This is a genomic window from Salinisphaera dokdonensis CL-ES53 (assembly GCF_040361215.1).
Taxonomy (GTDB): domain Bacteria; phylum Pseudomonadota; class Gammaproteobacteria; order Nevskiales; family Salinisphaeraceae; genus Salinisphaera; species Salinisphaera dokdonensis.
Window position 1 is genome coordinate 395534 of record NZ_APND01000003.1, and the last position, 15143, is coordinate 410676.

Sequence of the window (15143 nt, forward strand, 5' to 3'; positions counted from 1 at the left end):
GTTCGAAATCAGCCGGACCAACCGAAGATCGCGAACAGCGAGATACCGAGCACCACGCGATAGATCACGAACGGCATCATGCCCACCGACTGCAGCATGCGCAGGAAATAATGGATGGCGGCGAATGCGCTCACGCCGGCGAGCACCGCAGCCATCGCCATCGAGCCCCAGGCATCCTCGAGCGGATTCTGAAGCAGCAGCATGGTCTCGAATGCGATCGCCGCTGTGGTAATCGGGATCGCCAGATAGAAAGCCACGCGCGCGGCGGCTTGGCGGTTCAGACCGAAGGCGCGACCGCCGAGGATGGTCATCCCGGAACGCGAAGCGCCGGGAATCAGGGCGACGGCTTGAGCGAAACCGATCGCCAGATAGGCACGCCAGCCGAGTTGCTCGGGCTCGCGCTTGCATGGTGCGCGCATGTCGACCCAGCCCAGCAACAGTCCGAAAACAATACTGGTCGTGGCAATGATGCCCGGCACACGCAGCATCTCCTCGCCCATCAGCCCGATGATCCCGCCGAACACGATCGCCGGGACCGTAGCCAGGATCAGGCCCCAGGCCATGGCCACTTCGCTGTCGCGCCGACGCGCGGTCATCGACTGCACCCAGGCCTGCCAGAGGCTGGCCACGTCGGTACGGAAATAGGCGAGCACGGCAACGAGCGTGCCGAGATGCATGGCGAGATCGAAACCCAGACCCTGGTCGTCCCAGCCGAGGAAATGCGGCACCAGAATCAGATGCGCAGAACTCGAAATCGGCAGAAACTCGGTGATGCCTTGCACGACGGCAAGCACCACCATCTGATACCACTCCATAGACCAATCCGGGCAGGAATCTGAATTAGAGATATTTTTCGCGCGAGCGAGAGGCCGCCACGATGGGGCGGCACTATAGCGCGCAAGCCGTTATTTGTCCGTTAGCAGGCGACGGTTCGGCGCCAAATCGGGGCGTCGAGAGCCGATTCCCCCGGTGCAACCTGCACCGCCGACATGGCGCTCGCGTGACACGGCTCGACTGCAGACAGGACAGCCTGGCTTCAGACTTGCTGTTTTATGCACTACGGCCTGTGCACGCCATGCGCATCTGTAACTACAGGGACAGCTGTGCGTCGGCGTCCAGCGCCACGGCCTCGAGCGGCAGGTCGCGCGGCTCGAACGCGGCCCAGAGCTCTTGATAGGTGCGCTCCACCGTGGGGTGGCGCGCCTCGGGCGCAAGCTCGGCGAGTGGCCGCAGAACGAAAGGATATTCGAGGATATCCGCGCGGGGCAGGCACAGCGTTTCATCATCCTGGATGCGGTCACCGAACAGCAGCAGGTCGATATCCATGGTGCGCGAGGTCCGGCGCACCGTGCGGTCGCGCCCACAGGCGGCTTCGATATCGCGCAGCTGGATGTGCACGGTGTCGAGGTCGCTGACCGTGTCGAACGCCGCGACCAGATTCAGGAAATCGGCGCCCTCGAAGCCGACCGGCGGGCAGCGGTAGATCGGCGACAACCGCAGCGCGCCGAATGTGCGCTCGAGCAAGTCCAGGGCGAGGCGAACATGGGCATGCGGCGAGACGTTGCTGCCGATGCCGACGAAAACCTCACTCATGCCTCGCGTTGCCGGAAGATCCGCACCCCGACGCCGGCAGCCTGCGGCAGCGCGCCCGGCTTGTTGATCCGGACGGCAACCTGCGGCACGTCAAACTCGGCAAGCAGCACGCGCGCGGTTTCCTCTGCCAGCGTCTCCACGAGTTTGAACTGGGCCGCGGTCACGAACTCGGCCACGCGGTCGGCCACAGCCTTGTAGTCGAGGGTCTGCGCGACGTCGTCGTCGGCCGCCGCATCCCGCGTGTAGAAACCGATATCGAGATCGATATAAACCCGCTGGGGCGAAGCACGTTCCCAGTCGTACACCCCGATGATCGTGTCGACACCCAACTGCTCGATGAAAATCGTGTCCAAGCCGCCTCCCAAATAACGACCTGCAGGCCGCCCGCGGCGGGTGACCCGTGTGGCTATGCTGATTGCGCGAGCTTAGCACTGCAATGACCCGCCCCGGGTCGGCTTTCGATCTCTCTGTCTCCAGCCGGCGCGCCCAATCGAGCGGGCGAGCCTCGTCCGGCACGGGATCGACGCCATTATGCGCATGCGATACTGGCGCGCCCGTTTTCGATATCGCACCGATGCTCGTCGTCCAGTCCGCGCTCGCCCCGCTTTTTGCGCTCATCGCTCTGGGCGCGCTGCTTGGCTGGCGAGATTATCCCGGCGGCGATTTCTGGCCGCGCGCAGAACGCCTGATCTACACGCTGCTGTTCCCGGCACTGCTGATCGCCACGCTCGCCGGCGCCGACATGCAACGCGTGGCGCTGCTGCCGCTGGCAACGGTGGTGCTGGGCCCACTCCTGCTGTTCGCCGCATTGTTATGGGCAGCTCGTTCACGTCTGGGGCTCGATGCCGCCGCGTTCACGTCGCTGTTCCAGGGGGCGCTGCGCTTCAACACCTATGTGGCCCTGGCCGGAGCTGCAGCGCTGCATGGCAGCAACGGCCTCCTAGTCGCCGCAGTCGCTATCGCACTGCTGGTCCCGACCATCAACGTATTCTGCGTACTGTGCTTTGTTGCCTCCGGTACGCTCGGCCGTGCCGGGATCGGGCGCAGCCTGCGCGAGCTGCTGCGCAACCCGTTGATCCTCGGCTGCGCCATCGGCATCGCACTCAATATCAGCGGCATGGGTCTGCCGGCCATCGCCGAGCCCACGCTGGAGTTGCTCGGACGCGCCGCGTTACCGCTCGGCCTGATCACGGTGGGCACCGCTTTGAGGCCCGGCGCGCTCTGGCGCAGCGGGCGCGCGTTCTGGCTATCTGCCGCCATCAAGCTCGCGGCTTTACCAGCCACGGCACTAGCCTTGGCCCGGTTAATCGACCTCGACGGCCAGACCACGCATGTCGCCCTGCTGTTCATGGCAGTGCCGACAGCCACCTCCGCCTACATCCTGGCGCGCCAACTCGGCGGAGACAGCGAGCTGATGGCCGCCGTGATCACGGGCCAGACCCTGCTGGCCATGCTCACGCTGACCTTCTGGCTGAGCGTGGCCGCTTAGGCTACCGACCGCGCGACCGGCGGCTCGAGCGTATCCAGAGGCCAGCGCGCGGCCGCCTCCGCCGGCGCAATGCCCCGCTTCATCTCGCTGGCCCGGAGGCTACCCACCAGCGCAATCATCGCCGCGTTGTCGGTACAGAACTCGGCACGCGGGAAATGAATCGAGAAACCATCGCGGGCGGCGCGATCGGCGAGCGCGGCGCGAAGACAGCGATTCGCGCCCACACCGCCAGCCACGACCAGCCGCCGTGCGTCGCTGGCCTTTAGCGCTCGTGCGCACTTGGCGACCAGCGTATCCACCACCGCCTGTTCGAAGCTGGCGGCAATATCGGCCGCCGCGGCGCGGGTGTCCGGCGCGGCCTTGACCGCCAGCATTACCGCGGTCTTGAGCCCCGAAAAGGAGAAATCCAGGCCGGGCCGTTTCAGCATCGGCCGCGGGAAGGCATGTGCATCGCGCCGGCCTTCGGCGGCAAGTGCCGCCAGCGCCGGCCCGCCGGGATAGCCAAGCCCCAGCATCTTGGCGCATTTGTCGAACGCCTCGCCGACCGCGTCGTCCAGGCTTTGGCCCAGCAGACGATAACGACCTACGCCGTCAACCTTCACCAGCAGGGTATGCCCGCCCGACACCAGCAGCGCGACGAAGGGAAAGTCCGGCGCATCGTCTTCCAGCATGGGCGACAGCAGATGGCCTTCCATATGGTGTACGCCAAGCACCGGCAGATTGCGGCTCATCCCCAGTCCGGCGGCAATCGAGGCGCCGACCAGCAATGCGCCCACCAATCCGGGCCCACGGGTATAGGCGATACCGGTGAGCTCGGGCGTGCCGGCCTCGGCAATCACGCGCTCGACCAGCGGCAGCGTTTTCCGGATATGATCGCGCGATGCGAGCTCCGGCACGACGCCGCCGTAGTCGGCATGCAGAGCCACCTGACTATGCAGCGCATGGGCCAGCAGACCACGCTCGCTGTCGTAGATCGCAGCCGCGCTCTCGTCGCAGGAACTCTCGATACCGAGGATGACGTTTTTTCTTTGCAAAAGGGACCCGCAGGGATTAGACTTCATCGCCTTATTCTAGCCGCCGGGTCTCGGATATGCCCATGGCTGGTTTGAACACCACTGAATTTTCCGGAGAGTGATTGCTCAATGCCTAGCGTACGCGTCAAAGAAAACGAACCTTTCGAAGTCGCACTGCGTCGCTTCAAACGCAGCTGCGAGAAAGCGGGCGTTGTCACCGAAGTACGCCGTCGCGAGTTTTTTGAAAAGCCCTGCCAGACCCGCAAGCGCAAGCGCGCAGCGGCGGTCAAGCGGCATGCCAAGAAGCTCCAGCGCGAGCAGCAGCGCTTTACGCGCCAGTACTGATCGCGGCTTAAGACCGACGCATGAAACAGCGGCTTCAGGGCCGCTGTTTTTGTTTGTCAGGAAGATATCTTCGACAGGAGAACGCGCTTGAGCCTTAAAGCACAGCTTCAGGACGACATGAAATCCGCGATGCGCACCCGCGACAAGGAACGCCTTGCCGTGATCCGCATGCTCATGGCCGCGGTCAAACAGCGCGAAGTCGACGAGCGCAGCGAGTTGGCCGACGCCGATGTGCTCGCCGTGATCGAGAAGATGGTCAAACAGCGTCGCGATGCCGAGCAGCAGTACCGCGACGCCGATCGCCCCGAGCTGGCGGACGCCGAAGCCGCCGAGATAGCGGTGCTCGAGCATTATCTGCCGACCCAGCTCGGCGAAGCCGAGATCGACCAGGCCATCGAAGCCGCGATCACGGAAACCGAGGCGACCTCCATGCGCGATATGGGCAAGGTCATGGGCGTGCTCAAGCCCCGGCTGCAGGGCCAGGCCGACATGGCCGTGGTCAGCCAGCGCCTCAAGACCCGGCTGCAGTAACCGAGACTGATCCGGCGCTTGCCTGCCCCGCCCGAATCGGGGACGCTTCGACTGGCCGGTGGGCCACCCGATACCCGCGCGTTGGCGCGATCGGGCCGCGATGTCCCTCGGTCGCGCCGGCACACTGCTGCGCTCTAGAGAGGTTGGATCGCCAATGGCGCGCATACCGCAGGATTTCATCGACCAGTTGCTCGAGCGCACGGATATCGTGTCGCTGGTCGATGCGCGCGTGTCACTGAAAAAAACCGGCCACGAATACGCCGCCTGCTGCCCGTTCCACGACGAGAAATCCCCCTCGTTCACAGTCTCGCCGACGAAACAGTTCTATCACTGCTTTGGCTGCGGCGCGCACGGCACCGCGATCAGCTTTCTGATGGAGTATGACCGGCTGGAGTTCCGCGACGCCGTCGAGGTGCTGGCCCATAACGCCGGCCTGGAGCTGCCCAAGGACGCACAGGACAGCGCCCCGGCCGGCCCACCGCGCGACCCCCTGTTCGATGCGATGACGCTGGCCGACCGCTACTTCCAGTCCGAGCTGCGACGTACGCCCGACGTCATCGAATACCTCAAGAACCGCGGCGTGAGCGGCGCGATGGCCAAGCAGTACGGCCTCGGTTACGCGCCGGATCGCTGGGACGCGCTGACCGGCCAGCTGCGCGACCGCCAGGCCGCCGAACGCGCCGGGCTGATCATCGAGCGCGACAGCGGCGGCTTCTTCGATCGTTTTCGCAATCGATTGATGTTTCCGATTCGCGACACGCGCGGGCGCACCATCGCCTTCGGCGGGCGCACCCTCGGTGACGACAAGGCCAAGTACCTGAACTCGCCCGAGACGCCTCTTTTCCACAAGTCGGATCATATGTACGGCTTGTTCGAGGCGCGCCAGGCGATGCGCGAACTGCCGCGCCTGCTTGTGGTCGAGGGGTATATGGATGTGATCGCCCTCGCCCAGCACGGCTTTCCCAATGCCGTGGCCACGCTCGGCACGGCTACCACCGAATCACATCTGACCACCCTGTTTCGGCATACTCAGGAAGTGGTGTTCTGTTTCGACGGTGACGCCGCCGGCGTACGCGCCGCCCGCAAGGCGCTCGACCAGAGCCTGCCAGTGATGCGCGGCGCCCGGCGCGTGAAGTTCCTGTTCGTGCCCGACGGCGAGGATCCGGACTCCATGGTGCGTGGCGAGGACGGGGCGGAACGCTTCCAAGCCGCTATCGACGCGGCGCGGCCGGCCTCTGCTGTGCTGATCGATGCACTGACCGATGGTGTATCGCTGGATTCGCCGGACGGGCGCGCCACGCTCATCGAACAAGCGCGCCCATACGTCAACGCCCTGCCGCCCGAGGCCTTTCGGACCGAGCTGATTGGCGAATTGGCCAGCCTCGCTCGACTGCCCGCGGACGACCTGCGTGCCATGTACGCCAGTGCGCCTTCAAAGAGCGGGGCGACGGCCGATAAAGCTTCTACAGAACAAAAGACTAGAGTAACGCCGGTGAGCCGTGCGATGAGTCTGCTGTTTGCCGATCCCGCGCTGGCCGGACACGTTTCGGACCCCGCCGCGCTGCGCGAAAGCGACAGTCCGGGTACGGCGATTCTGGCGCAGGCGATTGAGTTTTTCGCACGCACCCCAAGTGTATCGGTATCGCAATGGCTAGAGCGCTATCGCGATCATCGGTTTTTCAACCGGTTACAGGAACTGGCAGCGACCACACCGCCTGGCGACGACGAAAGCCGTGCGCGGGAGTTCGATGAAGCAATCGCGCATCTGGGCGCGAAGACAGCGTCCCAGACGTCGCTGAGGCAGCGTTACGACGCGCTGGTGGCGGCCCAAGCGCGCGGTCCGCTGGACGGTGCCGAAGCGCAGGAATTGAAGGAATTGCATCAGAAACTCTGGAGTCTTCGTCGCAAGTCCGACTGATCTTCAAGCCGACGGTGAGGTTCGAAAGTCGCCCTCGGTAGTTCGAATTGTTACCATGGCCGGTTATCGCAGCGTTCGCCACGCCCCACGAGCCCAAACACGCAGCAGAGCACATGAGCAAAGACAAGAAATCTCAGCTTCGGCTATTGATTGCCCACGGCAAGCAGAAGGGTTACCTGACCTACGCCGAGGTCAACGACACGCTGCCTGACGATATCGTCGATCCGGAACAGATCGAAGATATTGTCAACATGATCAGCGACATGGGCATCACTGTCCATGAGTCCGCGCCTGACGACGACAGCCTGCTGCTGTCCGAGAACACCGTCAACGAAGACGATGACGACGACGCGGAAGAAGCCGCGGCCACGCTGGCAGCGCTCGATCCGCAGTTCGGTCGCACCACCGATCCGGTGCGCATGTACATGCGCGAAATGGGCACGGTCGAACTGCTCGATCGTCAGGGCGAAATCCGGATCGCCAAGCGTATCGAAGAAGGCCTGGCCGAGATGATGTTCTCGCTGGCCTACTTCCCGGCCACCACCGGACGGCTGCTCGAGCTCTGGGGCCTGGTCGACTCCGGCGAGAAGCGCCTGACCGACGTGCTCGTCGGCTTTGTCGATCCCGATACCGGCGACCCTATCGTCAACGAGGACGAGAGCGCCGAAGAAGAGGACGAAGAAGGTTCCGCACCGGGCAACGATGGCCCTGACCCGGAAGAAGCCAAGACCCAGTTCAAGAAGCTCAAGACCCTGCACAACAGCGCGGTCAAGGCGCTCGACAACCACGGTCGCGAGCACGAAGAAACCGAAGGCGCGCTCAGCAAGCTGGCTACGCACTTCATGCGCTTCAAGCTGGTGCCCAAGGCCGCGGACGACCTGACCCTGCAGCTGCGCACCACGATGCTGGATATCCGCAGCATCGAGCGCGAGATGCTCCAGATCTGCGTAACCGAGGCGGGCATGCCGCGGCGCGACTTCGTGCGCCAGCTGCCGGAAAACCTCACCAGCGAAATCTGGCTAGACAAGCTGATCCGCGCCAAGCGTCGCTACTCGTCCACGATTGCCGGTCGCCGCGAAGAGCTCGTACGCGCCCAGGCCCGAATCCGCGAAATCGAGGCGGAGAACGGGATGAACGTCAATCACATCAAGGAAATCAACCGCAAGATGTCGATTGGCGAGGCCAAGGCCCGCCGCGCCAAGAAGGAAATGGTCGAGGCGAACCTGCGCCTGGTCATCTCGATCGCCAAGAAGTACACCAACCGCGGCCTGCAGTTCCTGGACCTGATCCAGGAAGGCAACATCGGCCTGATGAAAGCGGTCGACAAGTTCGAATACCGTCGCGGCTACAAGTTCTCGACCTACGCGACGTGGTGGATTCGCCAGGCCATCACCCGCTCGATCGCCGATCAGGCGCGCACCATTCGTATTCCGGTGCACATGATCGAGACGATCAACAAGCTCAACCGCATCTCGCGCCAGATGCTCCAGGAGATGGGGCGCGAACCGACGCCGGACGAGCTGGCCGAGCGCATGGAGATGCCGGAAGAAAAGGTCCGCAAGGTTCTCAAGATCGCCAAAGAGCCGATCTCGATGGAAACCCCGATCGGCGACGACGAGGATTCGCATCTGGGCGATTTTATCGAGGACATCAACGCGGTCGCGCCGGACGATTCGGCGAGCGGCGAATCGCTGCGCGAAGCCACGCACAACACGCTGGCGAGCCTCACTCCGCGCGAGGCCAAAGTGCTGCGCATGCGTTTCGGTATCGACATGAATACGGACCACACGCTCGAGGAAGTCGGCAAGCAGTTCGATGTGACCCGCGAGCGTATCCGTCAGATAGAGGCGAAGGCCCTGCGCAAGCTGCGGCATCCGTCTCGCGCTACGTTCCTGAAAAGCTTTCTCGACGAGTAGCTCGGAGCGGGTCTTCGCTAGACGCTAGGGCGGCTGCCCAATAACCCGACTCGGGGCAGCCGCCTGATCCGCGCAGGCACTTGACCTGCAGCTCATACCCGGCTCTTATTGGAACCGACAGGCCAGAATTCCCGGGCAGGCCGCTGTCTGCGCCCGACCAATGCGCAACGCACCTGACATCGGGCAGCAACGGGATGAAACCGTGTCCGGGATACAACCGCCCCCGCATTGGAAACGCTGGACCTCGACATTCGTGCTGCTCACGCTGCTTGCGTTCGCACAGGCCGCAATCGCAGACGATGTGCGTATTCGGGTCACCGATCCACAGGGGCGTCCGCTCGCGAACGCCGCCGTCATGCTGCGATGGCAGAATGCGCCACCGCCGGAAAGTGATCCGCCACCCGCGGTGATGAGCCAGCGCGACATGGCCTTCGTGCCACACACGCTGGCGATTCCGGTACACACCAGCGTTACCTTCCCGAATTTCGATCCGACCCGGCATCATGTCTATTCGTTTTCCGAGGCGAAGACGTTCGATATCAAGCTCTATGTCGGGTTCCCGCAGCGCCCGGAGCGCTTCGACAAGGCTGGCGTTGTCGCGATCGGCTGCAATATCCACGATGACATGCGGGCATTCATTGTCGTCTCGGATGCGCCGCGCATCGCAGTCACCGACAAGTCCGGGCACGCGCTGATCAAGGACGTGCCCGCGGTGCCGCGCAAGGTCGAGGTCTGGCACGAATGGCTCAGCCACGGCGAAAACGCTGCAATTCGCCGCCTCGCGGCCGATATCCATTCCATGCATGTGCCTATCGACATCGCGCCGCCGCCGGCGCCGCCCCCACGTGACGAAAACAGCCTTCAGCAGCGCTTCGACCGGATCGCGCAGTGAGACTGCGACCGCACACGTTTCGTCATCAGCTGATCATTGCGCTGCTGGGCTTCGTGTTGCTCGCCGAACTCCTGGTCGCGATCGCGATCCTCCATCGCACTTACGAGCAGCGGGTTAACCAGGCCCAGGACACCCTCCAGGTCGCCGACCGCGTACTCGACGAACTGCTGGCGCTGCGCGCCGACCAGCTGCTATCGACGGTCAGCATTCTGGCGTCGGACTATGGATTCAAATCCGCGATTGCGACCCAGGACGGACCTACCCAGCGCACGGTATTGCGCAACTTCGGCAACCGCGCGCAGGCCGACCTGGCCATGCTGGCCGAACCGTCCGGCCAATTGACGACCATCGTGCCGCGTACCCAGGCGGATGCCAGCGCCCTGCCGTTCACTGATGTGCTGGAACGCGCGCGCCGTGTAGGCAGCGCGACGGGCATGGTGATGTTCGACAAGCGGCCCTATCAATTCGTCATGGCCCCAGTGAATGCCCCGCGCCTGATCGCGTGGATCGGGATGGGGTTTTCGATCGACGCCAGCATCGCGCGCAACCTGGCGAGCGTGACCGGGGTGAACGTCGAGTTCATCGTGCGCGAAGGCGAACACGAGCTTTTCCGTACCGGCCCGCAAAGCCGTGGCAACGCGCCAGACCTCGCCCACAGCGACGAGGCATTTCTGGTGAGCGAACATTCGTTGTTCGATTCGGGCACCGCTCGGCTGGATGTCGCCCTGTCGCTGACCCGCGAGACGGTTCTCTCGCCCTATTACGATCTGGCCAGCAGCCTGAGTTTCGTTTTCCTCATCACGATCGCGGTAAGCGCGCTCGTTGCCATGGGGCTGGCACGGCGCCTGAGCCAACCGGTGCGTAATCTCAGCGAGTTCGCCGAATCCATTGCCGCCGGTCACTATCACGAGCCCCCCAGTGCCCAGGGCATCGGCGAGCTGGACGTGCTCACCGACGCGCTCAACGACATGCAGCACGCGGTGCGCCAGCGTGAGAATAGAATTCGACACCAGGCCACGCATGATGCCCTCACCGGGCTGCTCAACCGCAGCGCAGTACGCGACTTGCTCTATCGACGCATGAACGCCAGCGCCCGGCTCACGCTCGTGCGTATCGCCTTGCACGGCTTCTCGCGGATCAACGGCGCCCTCGGCTACCGGCTCGGTGACGAAGTGCTCAAGACGGTCGCTGGCCGGCTCAAGATTGCCTGCGGTACGGCACACACGCTCGGGCGTATCGAAGGCAACGACTTCCTCGTGCTCATCGAGTGCGAGCCGGGCGACACACAGGTCGACGAGCTCATCGCCCGGTTACGCGCCGACGTAGAGCAGCCGGTCTATCTACAGAGCACCTCGATCCAGATGCGACTGGAGATCGGCGTGGTGCAGGTGCCGGAACAGGCCGCGGATATCGAGGCCGCGTGGCGGCGCACCGTCATCGCACGCCACGGATCGGGCCAGCAGCGCTGCGCCACTTTCACGTACAAGACCGGGATGGACGAGGCGCACCAACGGGAGCTGGCCATCATCCAGGGCCTCGCGCCCGGACTGGAGCGCGGCGAGCTGTCGCTCGTCTATCAACCCAAGATGGCGCTGGCCGACGCAAACGTCCACCAGGTCGAAGCGCTCGCGCGCTGGCTTCACCCGGAACTGGGGCCGATTGCACCGGACGAGTTCATCCAGCTGGCAGAGCGCTCGGGCCAGATCCGCCTGGTCACCGAATGGGTGGTCGGCCAGATCACCCGCGACCTCGCGCAGTGGCGCGAAGAAGGCCTGGATCTGGGCGTGGCCATCAACCTCTCGGCCGACGAGATTGCCCAGACCGCGCTCGAGCAGACGCTGGCGCCGCTGTTCCAGGCCGTTGGCGAGGCCGAGTCGATCACCCTGGAAGTGACCGAAAGTGCGCTGCTGCGGGAGCCGGAAAACGCGCTACAGAACCTGCGCGCCCTGCAGGCGCGCGGCGCGCGCATTTCGGTCGACGATTTCGGGACCGGCTATTCGTCGCTTGCCCAGCTCAAGCAGCTGGCCCCGGACGAACTCAAGATCGACAAGGCCTTCATCTGTGACCTCGCCGATACGCCCGCCGATCAGTTCATCGTCGATCTGATCATCGACCTCGGTCACAAGCTGGGTCTGGAAGTGGTGGCTGAAGGCATCGAAAACGCTTCGGCCTGGCGTTATCTGTCAAGGAAAGGCGTCGACCTGATGCAGGGCTATTTCCTGGCGCGGCCGATGCCCGCCGGGGATGTGGCGGACTGGTTCGCAGATCATCAAGCCAATCACGCGCGCTGGCTGGACCGGGCGGTCGATCGCAAGGCCGGCAGATGACACGCCGTTTTGCGATCGCGCCGGCGTTGAGCTATCTCAGCCTGCTGCTGCTCATCGCCTGGACCACGACCAGTCCGGCCGCGGGCAGCCGGCTGTGGGCGACCGGCGGCGTCACCAACATCAACGGCGCCGCCGGCGGCGGCATCACCACCTGGGCGGTGCTGAACGGTTACGCAAGCGACACCGAATCCACCGTCAATGTGGCGGCATCAAGCGCCCACGTCGACGATTTCGGCGTCCAGACCGTGAGCGTCGGCTACAACTGGGCCAATCGCTTGGCGGTGACCGTGGCCCAGAACCGGCTATCGGTGCGGCCGCTAAACACCACCATCCGCCAGCAGACGGTCGGGCTGAAACTGCGCCTCGCCGGCGAAGCGCTCTATGACCGCTTCGGCCAATACAGTGCGGGCATCCAGTACACCCACAACGCGGATTTCGGCATCCCGGCGCTGCTCGGCGCACGCAGCAACGACGGCGTGGATTTCTATCTGGCCGCGAGCAAGGTATTTCTCGCCGCCGTGGCCGATCGCAACGTCATCGTCAATGCCACCGCGCGCGCCACACGTGCCAATCAGCTCGGCCTGCTCGGCTTCGGCAGCCAAACCGACAACGGCTACGACCTGGTGGGCGAATTCAGTGCCGGCATTTTCCTGAATCGGCGCTGGCTGCTCGGCGCCGAATATCGCCAGAAGCCCGACAACCTGCCCGGCGTGCCCGAGGATGACTGGAAGACGTTTTACCTGGTCTATGCGCCGTCGCGGTGGCTGGCCCTGTCCCTAGCCTATGTCGATCTCGGCCGAATCGCCGGGCTGGACGACCAGGACGGCTATTTCCTCTCGCTCCAGAGCGGGTTCTAGTCGTGCGCCGACAGACGTTGCAAATCGTTCAACAACAGCCCGCGCGGGCCAGATGGCCGGTGCTCGCACTCATCTTGCTGGCACTACTCACAGGCTGCCAGAGCACGCCCGCTAGCGATTCGAACCGCCTTTACGATCACCTTGGCGAACGTGACGGAATCTCGGCGCTGACCGAGACACTGCTGCTCACGATCGCGGCAGATCCGCGCATCGCGGACGACTTCCGCGGCACCGACATCAATCGCGTGCATCGCATGCTTACCGACTTCATCTGCGTGATCGCCGACGGCCCCTGCAACTACACTGGCGACGACATGGCCAACGTCCATCGGGGGCTGGAGATCAGCAGCACCGAGTTCAACGCACTCGTGGAGGCCCTCGTGCTCTCGATGGAGCAACGCGGCATCGCCACCGGCGCCCAGAACCGCCTGCTCGCGAAGCTCGCCCCGCTACGCCGGGACATCGTCGATGCGCCAGCTCAGCTCTCGCCCGAACTGCGACAACTCATCCTTGGCGACCTCGATCTATACCGCTATAGTGCACCCCGCGCCGATCAGGGCCTGTAGCTCAGTTGGTTAGAGCAGGGGACTCATAATCCCTTGGTCGCAGGTTCGAGTCCTGCCGGGCCCACCACGCGCCTCTCCTTCGTCGTAACTCCCTGCCAGTACTACGTTCGGGCCTGACTCGGCCGATACAATCGGTACTTGGCACACAGGTAGACCGGAAATATCTTTTCCGGCTGCGCCGCGACTTACCCGGACAAGGAGAACTCGTGATTACAAACTCATTCGGTTCCGATGTTCTAACCAGTCGCGCGCTCGATATCGCGGCGACCCGTATTTTCGCCGGTATCGTGGACGGCGTTGTACTGACCGACGAAAACCGGCGGATCATCTATACCAACAAGGCCACCGACCAAATGTTCGGCTATGGCGAGGATGGGTTGATCGGCCTGAGCACGAGCACGCTCTACGAGGACAGCAACGAATTCGCGGTGCAGGGGGCCAAGCGGTTCAATCCCGACGGCCCCGCCGAGCACAAGACCTATATCACGCGCTACAAACGCAAGGACGGCACGGTTTTCGACGGCGAGACCACCGGCGGCCCTATCCACGAACCAGACACCGGCCGCGTGCTCTATCTGGGCATCGTGCGAGACGTCACCACCCGCCTCTCCGCCGAATCGGTGCTCAACGAACTCCATCGCGTCACCTCCGATCGCTCACTCGATTTCGAAGCCCGACGCAGGGAAATTCTGCGCCTCGGCTGCCGGCATTTCGGCCTGCCGATCGGTATCGTCAGCAATATCGATGGCGACCGGTATGAAGTTGTCGACGCAATTCACCCGGAGGACGCCATCCCGGCCGGTGCCACTTTTGCGCTCGGCGAAACCTACTGCTGCCACACCCTGGCCGCGGACGAACCTACGGGTTTCCATCACGCCGGACGCAGCGAGATTCGAGACCATCCCTGCTACCAGGGCTTCCAACTGGAAAGTTACTTGGGCAGTCCGATCACGGTCGATGGCGAACTGTACGGAACCCTGAATTTCTCCAGCCCGGCACCCACCCGACCTTTCAATCGTCAGGACCTGGAACTCATCGGTCTGTTCGCGCAGTGGCTCGGCCACGAGCTTGCTCGGGAGGCGGATCTGCAGGCCCTGCAGGCCGCACAGCTGCTGTTACGCCGCGCCGCCACGACCGACGAACTCACCGGACTCGCCAACCGTCGTCTGCTCGGCGATCGACTTCAGGCAGAACGTCAACGCATGAACCGTTACGACGGCACCTTCGCGGTTGCGCTCGTCGACTTCGACCATTTCAAGAAGCTCAACGACCATTACGGCCATGCCGCCGGGGATGCCGCGCTTGTTGAATTCGCGGCAATCGCGAAAAAACTGCTGCGCGCAGTCGACACGGCCGGGCGCTGGGGCGGCGAGGAATTCCTGATCCTGTTGCCGAACACCGCCTTGGAAGGAGCACTGACGATAGCGCAGCGCGTGGCGAACCGAGTACACGCAAACCCGCTCGAAGTCGGCGGCGAGCGCATCGAGCTGAGTGTGAGCATAGGGGTCGCGATCTCGGACGGCAACGAGAGTGTCGAGGCGGTGATCGCACGCGCCGACGCGGCCCTCTACAACGCGAAGGCCGACGGCCGTAACTGCGTCCGGTATCTAAGCTCGGATGATACGGGCAATCGCACGGACAAGAAGGAGCAGCGGGGACAAACCACTTCGCCCTAAACGAAGAGCTGCCGTCTTCG

At 63.9% G+C, this 15143-nt stretch carries 14 protein-coding genes and 1 tRNA gene; 11 read left to right on the top strand and 4 right to left on the bottom strand.

Annotated elements, in window-relative coordinates:
* Positions 1-8: 8 nt before the first annotated feature.
* The 3 genes from SADO_RS11390 to folB all read right to left on the bottom strand — a co-directional run bounded on the left by SADO_RS11390 (position 9) and on the right by folB (position 1946).
* The gene (locus SADO_RS11390; protein ID WP_353111426.1) at positions 9-815 is read right to left on the bottom strand and encodes an undecaprenyl-diphosphate phosphatase; all 807 of its coding nucleotides are present in this window, start codon (positions 813-815) and stop codon (positions 9-11) included.
* Positions 816-1089: 274 nt separating this feature from the next.
* Positions 1090-1593, bottom strand: coding sequence for a 2-amino-4-hydroxy-6-hydroxymethyldihydropteridine diphosphokinase (gene folK / locus SADO_RS11395; RefSeq protein ID WP_353111428.1), 504 nt, complete (start codon positions 1591-1593; stop codon positions 1090-1092).
* Positions 1590-1946, bottom strand: coding sequence for a dihydroneopterin aldolase (gene folB / locus SADO_RS11400; RefSeq protein WP_353111430.1), 357 nt, complete (start codon positions 1944-1946; stop codon positions 1590-1592). The genes folK and folB overlap by 4 nt, the downstream gene beginning before the upstream one ends.
* A gap of 221 nt (positions 1947-2167) precedes the next feature.
* On the opposite strand from folB, the gene SADO_RS11405 reads away from it, so the two are divergent.
* Positions 2168-3082 carry an AEC family transporter gene (locus SADO_RS11405; protein WP_353111432.1) on the top strand — a complete coding sequence of 305 codons (915 nt, stop codon included), beginning with the start codon at positions 2168-2170 and terminating at the stop codon, positions 3080-3082.
* On the opposite strand, the gene tsaD is transcribed toward SADO_RS11405, so the two are convergent.
* Positions 3079-4116 carry a tRNA (adenosine(37)-N6)-threonylcarbamoyltransferase complex transferase subunit TsaD gene (tsaD, locus tag SADO_RS11410; protein WP_353111434.1) on the bottom strand — a complete coding sequence of 346 codons (1038 nt, stop codon included), beginning with the start codon at positions 4114-4116 and terminating at the stop codon, positions 3079-3081. The genes SADO_RS11405 and tsaD overlap by 4 nt on opposite strands.
* A gap of 108 nt (positions 4117-4224) precedes the next feature.
* Here tsaD and rpsU point away from each other — a divergent pair, with 108 nt between their 5' ends.
* The 10 genes from rpsU to SADO_RS11460 all read left to right on the top strand — a co-directional run bounded on the left by rpsU (position 4225) and on the right by SADO_RS11460 (position 15123).
* Positions 4225-4440, top strand: a complete 216-nt coding sequence (gene rpsU, locus SADO_RS11415) for a 30S ribosomal protein S21 (RefSeq protein ID WP_006915178.1) — start codon at positions 4225-4227, stop codon at positions 4438-4440.
* Positions 4441-4527: 87 nt separating this feature from the next.
* Positions 4528-4971: a GatB/YqeY domain-containing protein gene (locus tag SADO_RS11420; protein WP_353111437.1), complete on the top strand. Its 444-nt coding sequence runs from the start codon at positions 4528-4530 to the stop codon at positions 4969-4971.
* Positions 4972-5125: 154 nt separating this feature from the next.
* Positions 5126-6889, top strand: a complete 1764-nt coding sequence (dnaG, locus tag SADO_RS11425) for a DNA primase (RefSeq protein WP_353111439.1) — start codon at positions 5126-5128, stop codon at positions 6887-6889.
* Between the two features lie 113 nt (positions 6890-7002).
* Positions 7003-8805 (top strand): RNA polymerase sigma factor RpoD, encoded by a 1803-nt coding sequence (gene rpoD, locus SADO_RS11430; RefSeq protein WP_353111441.1) that lies wholly within the window; start codon positions 7003-7005, stop codon positions 8803-8805.
* A 202-nt stretch (positions 8806-9007) separates the two neighbouring features.
* Positions 9008-9697 carry a cupredoxin domain-containing protein gene (locus tag SADO_RS11435; protein ID WP_353111443.1) on the top strand — a complete coding sequence of 230 codons (690 nt, stop codon included), beginning with the start codon at positions 9008-9010 and terminating at the stop codon, positions 9695-9697.
* Positions 9694-12024 (top strand): putative bifunctional diguanylate cyclase/phosphodiesterase, encoded by a 2331-nt coding sequence (locus SADO_RS11440; RefSeq protein ID WP_353111445.1) that lies wholly within the window; start codon positions 9694-9696, stop codon positions 12022-12024. The genes SADO_RS11435 and SADO_RS11440 overlap by 4 nt, the downstream gene beginning before the upstream one ends.
* Positions 12021-12881, top strand: coding sequence for a DUF3034 family protein (locus SADO_RS11445; protein ID WP_353111447.1), 861 nt, complete (start codon positions 12021-12023; stop codon positions 12879-12881). Before SADO_RS11440 ends, SADO_RS11445 begins: the two co-directional genes overlap by 4 nt.
* Positions 12882-12940: 59 nt before the next feature.
* On the top strand, positions 12941-13447 hold the full coding sequence (locus tag SADO_RS11450; protein ID WP_353111449.1) for a group I truncated hemoglobin: 507 nt from the start codon (positions 12941-12943) through the stop codon (positions 13445-13447).
* Positions 13438-13514, top strand: a tRNA-Ile gene (locus SADO_RS11455). The genes SADO_RS11450 and SADO_RS11455 overlap by 10 nt, the downstream gene beginning before the upstream one ends.
* 139 nt (positions 13515-13653) lie before the next feature.
* Positions 13654-15123, top strand: coding sequence for a diguanylate cyclase (locus SADO_RS11460; RefSeq protein ID WP_353111451.1), 1470 nt, complete (start codon positions 13654-13656; stop codon positions 15121-15123).
* Positions 15124-15143: the final 20 nt, after the last annotated feature.

Coding starts and splice junctions, on each gene's coding strand:
- rpsU (WP_006915178.1), top strand. CDS start 4,225: ATGCCTAGCGTACGCGTCAAAGAAAACGAACCTTTCGAAGTCGCACTG.
- folK (WP_353111428.1), bottom strand. CDS start 1,593: ATGAGTGAGGTTTTCGTCGGCATCGGCAGCAACGTCTCGCCGCATGCC.
- SADO_RS11390 (WP_353111426.1), bottom strand. CDS start 815: ATGGAGTGGTATCAGATGGTGGTGCTTGCCGTCGTGCAAGGCATCACC.
- dnaG (WP_353111439.1), top strand. CDS start 5,126: ATGGCGCGCATACCGCAGGATTTCATCGACCAGTTGCTCGAGCGCACG.
- SADO_RS11405 (WP_353111432.1), top strand. CDS start 2,168: ATGCTCGTCGTCCAGTCCGCGCTCGCCCCGCTTTTTGCGCTCATCGCT.
- rpoD (WP_353111441.1), top strand. CDS start 7,003: ATGAGCAAAGACAAGAAATCTCAGCTTCGGCTATTGATTGCCCACGGC.
- SADO_RS11445 (WP_353111447.1), top strand. CDS start 12,021: ATGACACGCCGTTTTGCGATCGCGCCGGCGTTGAGCTATCTCAGCCTG.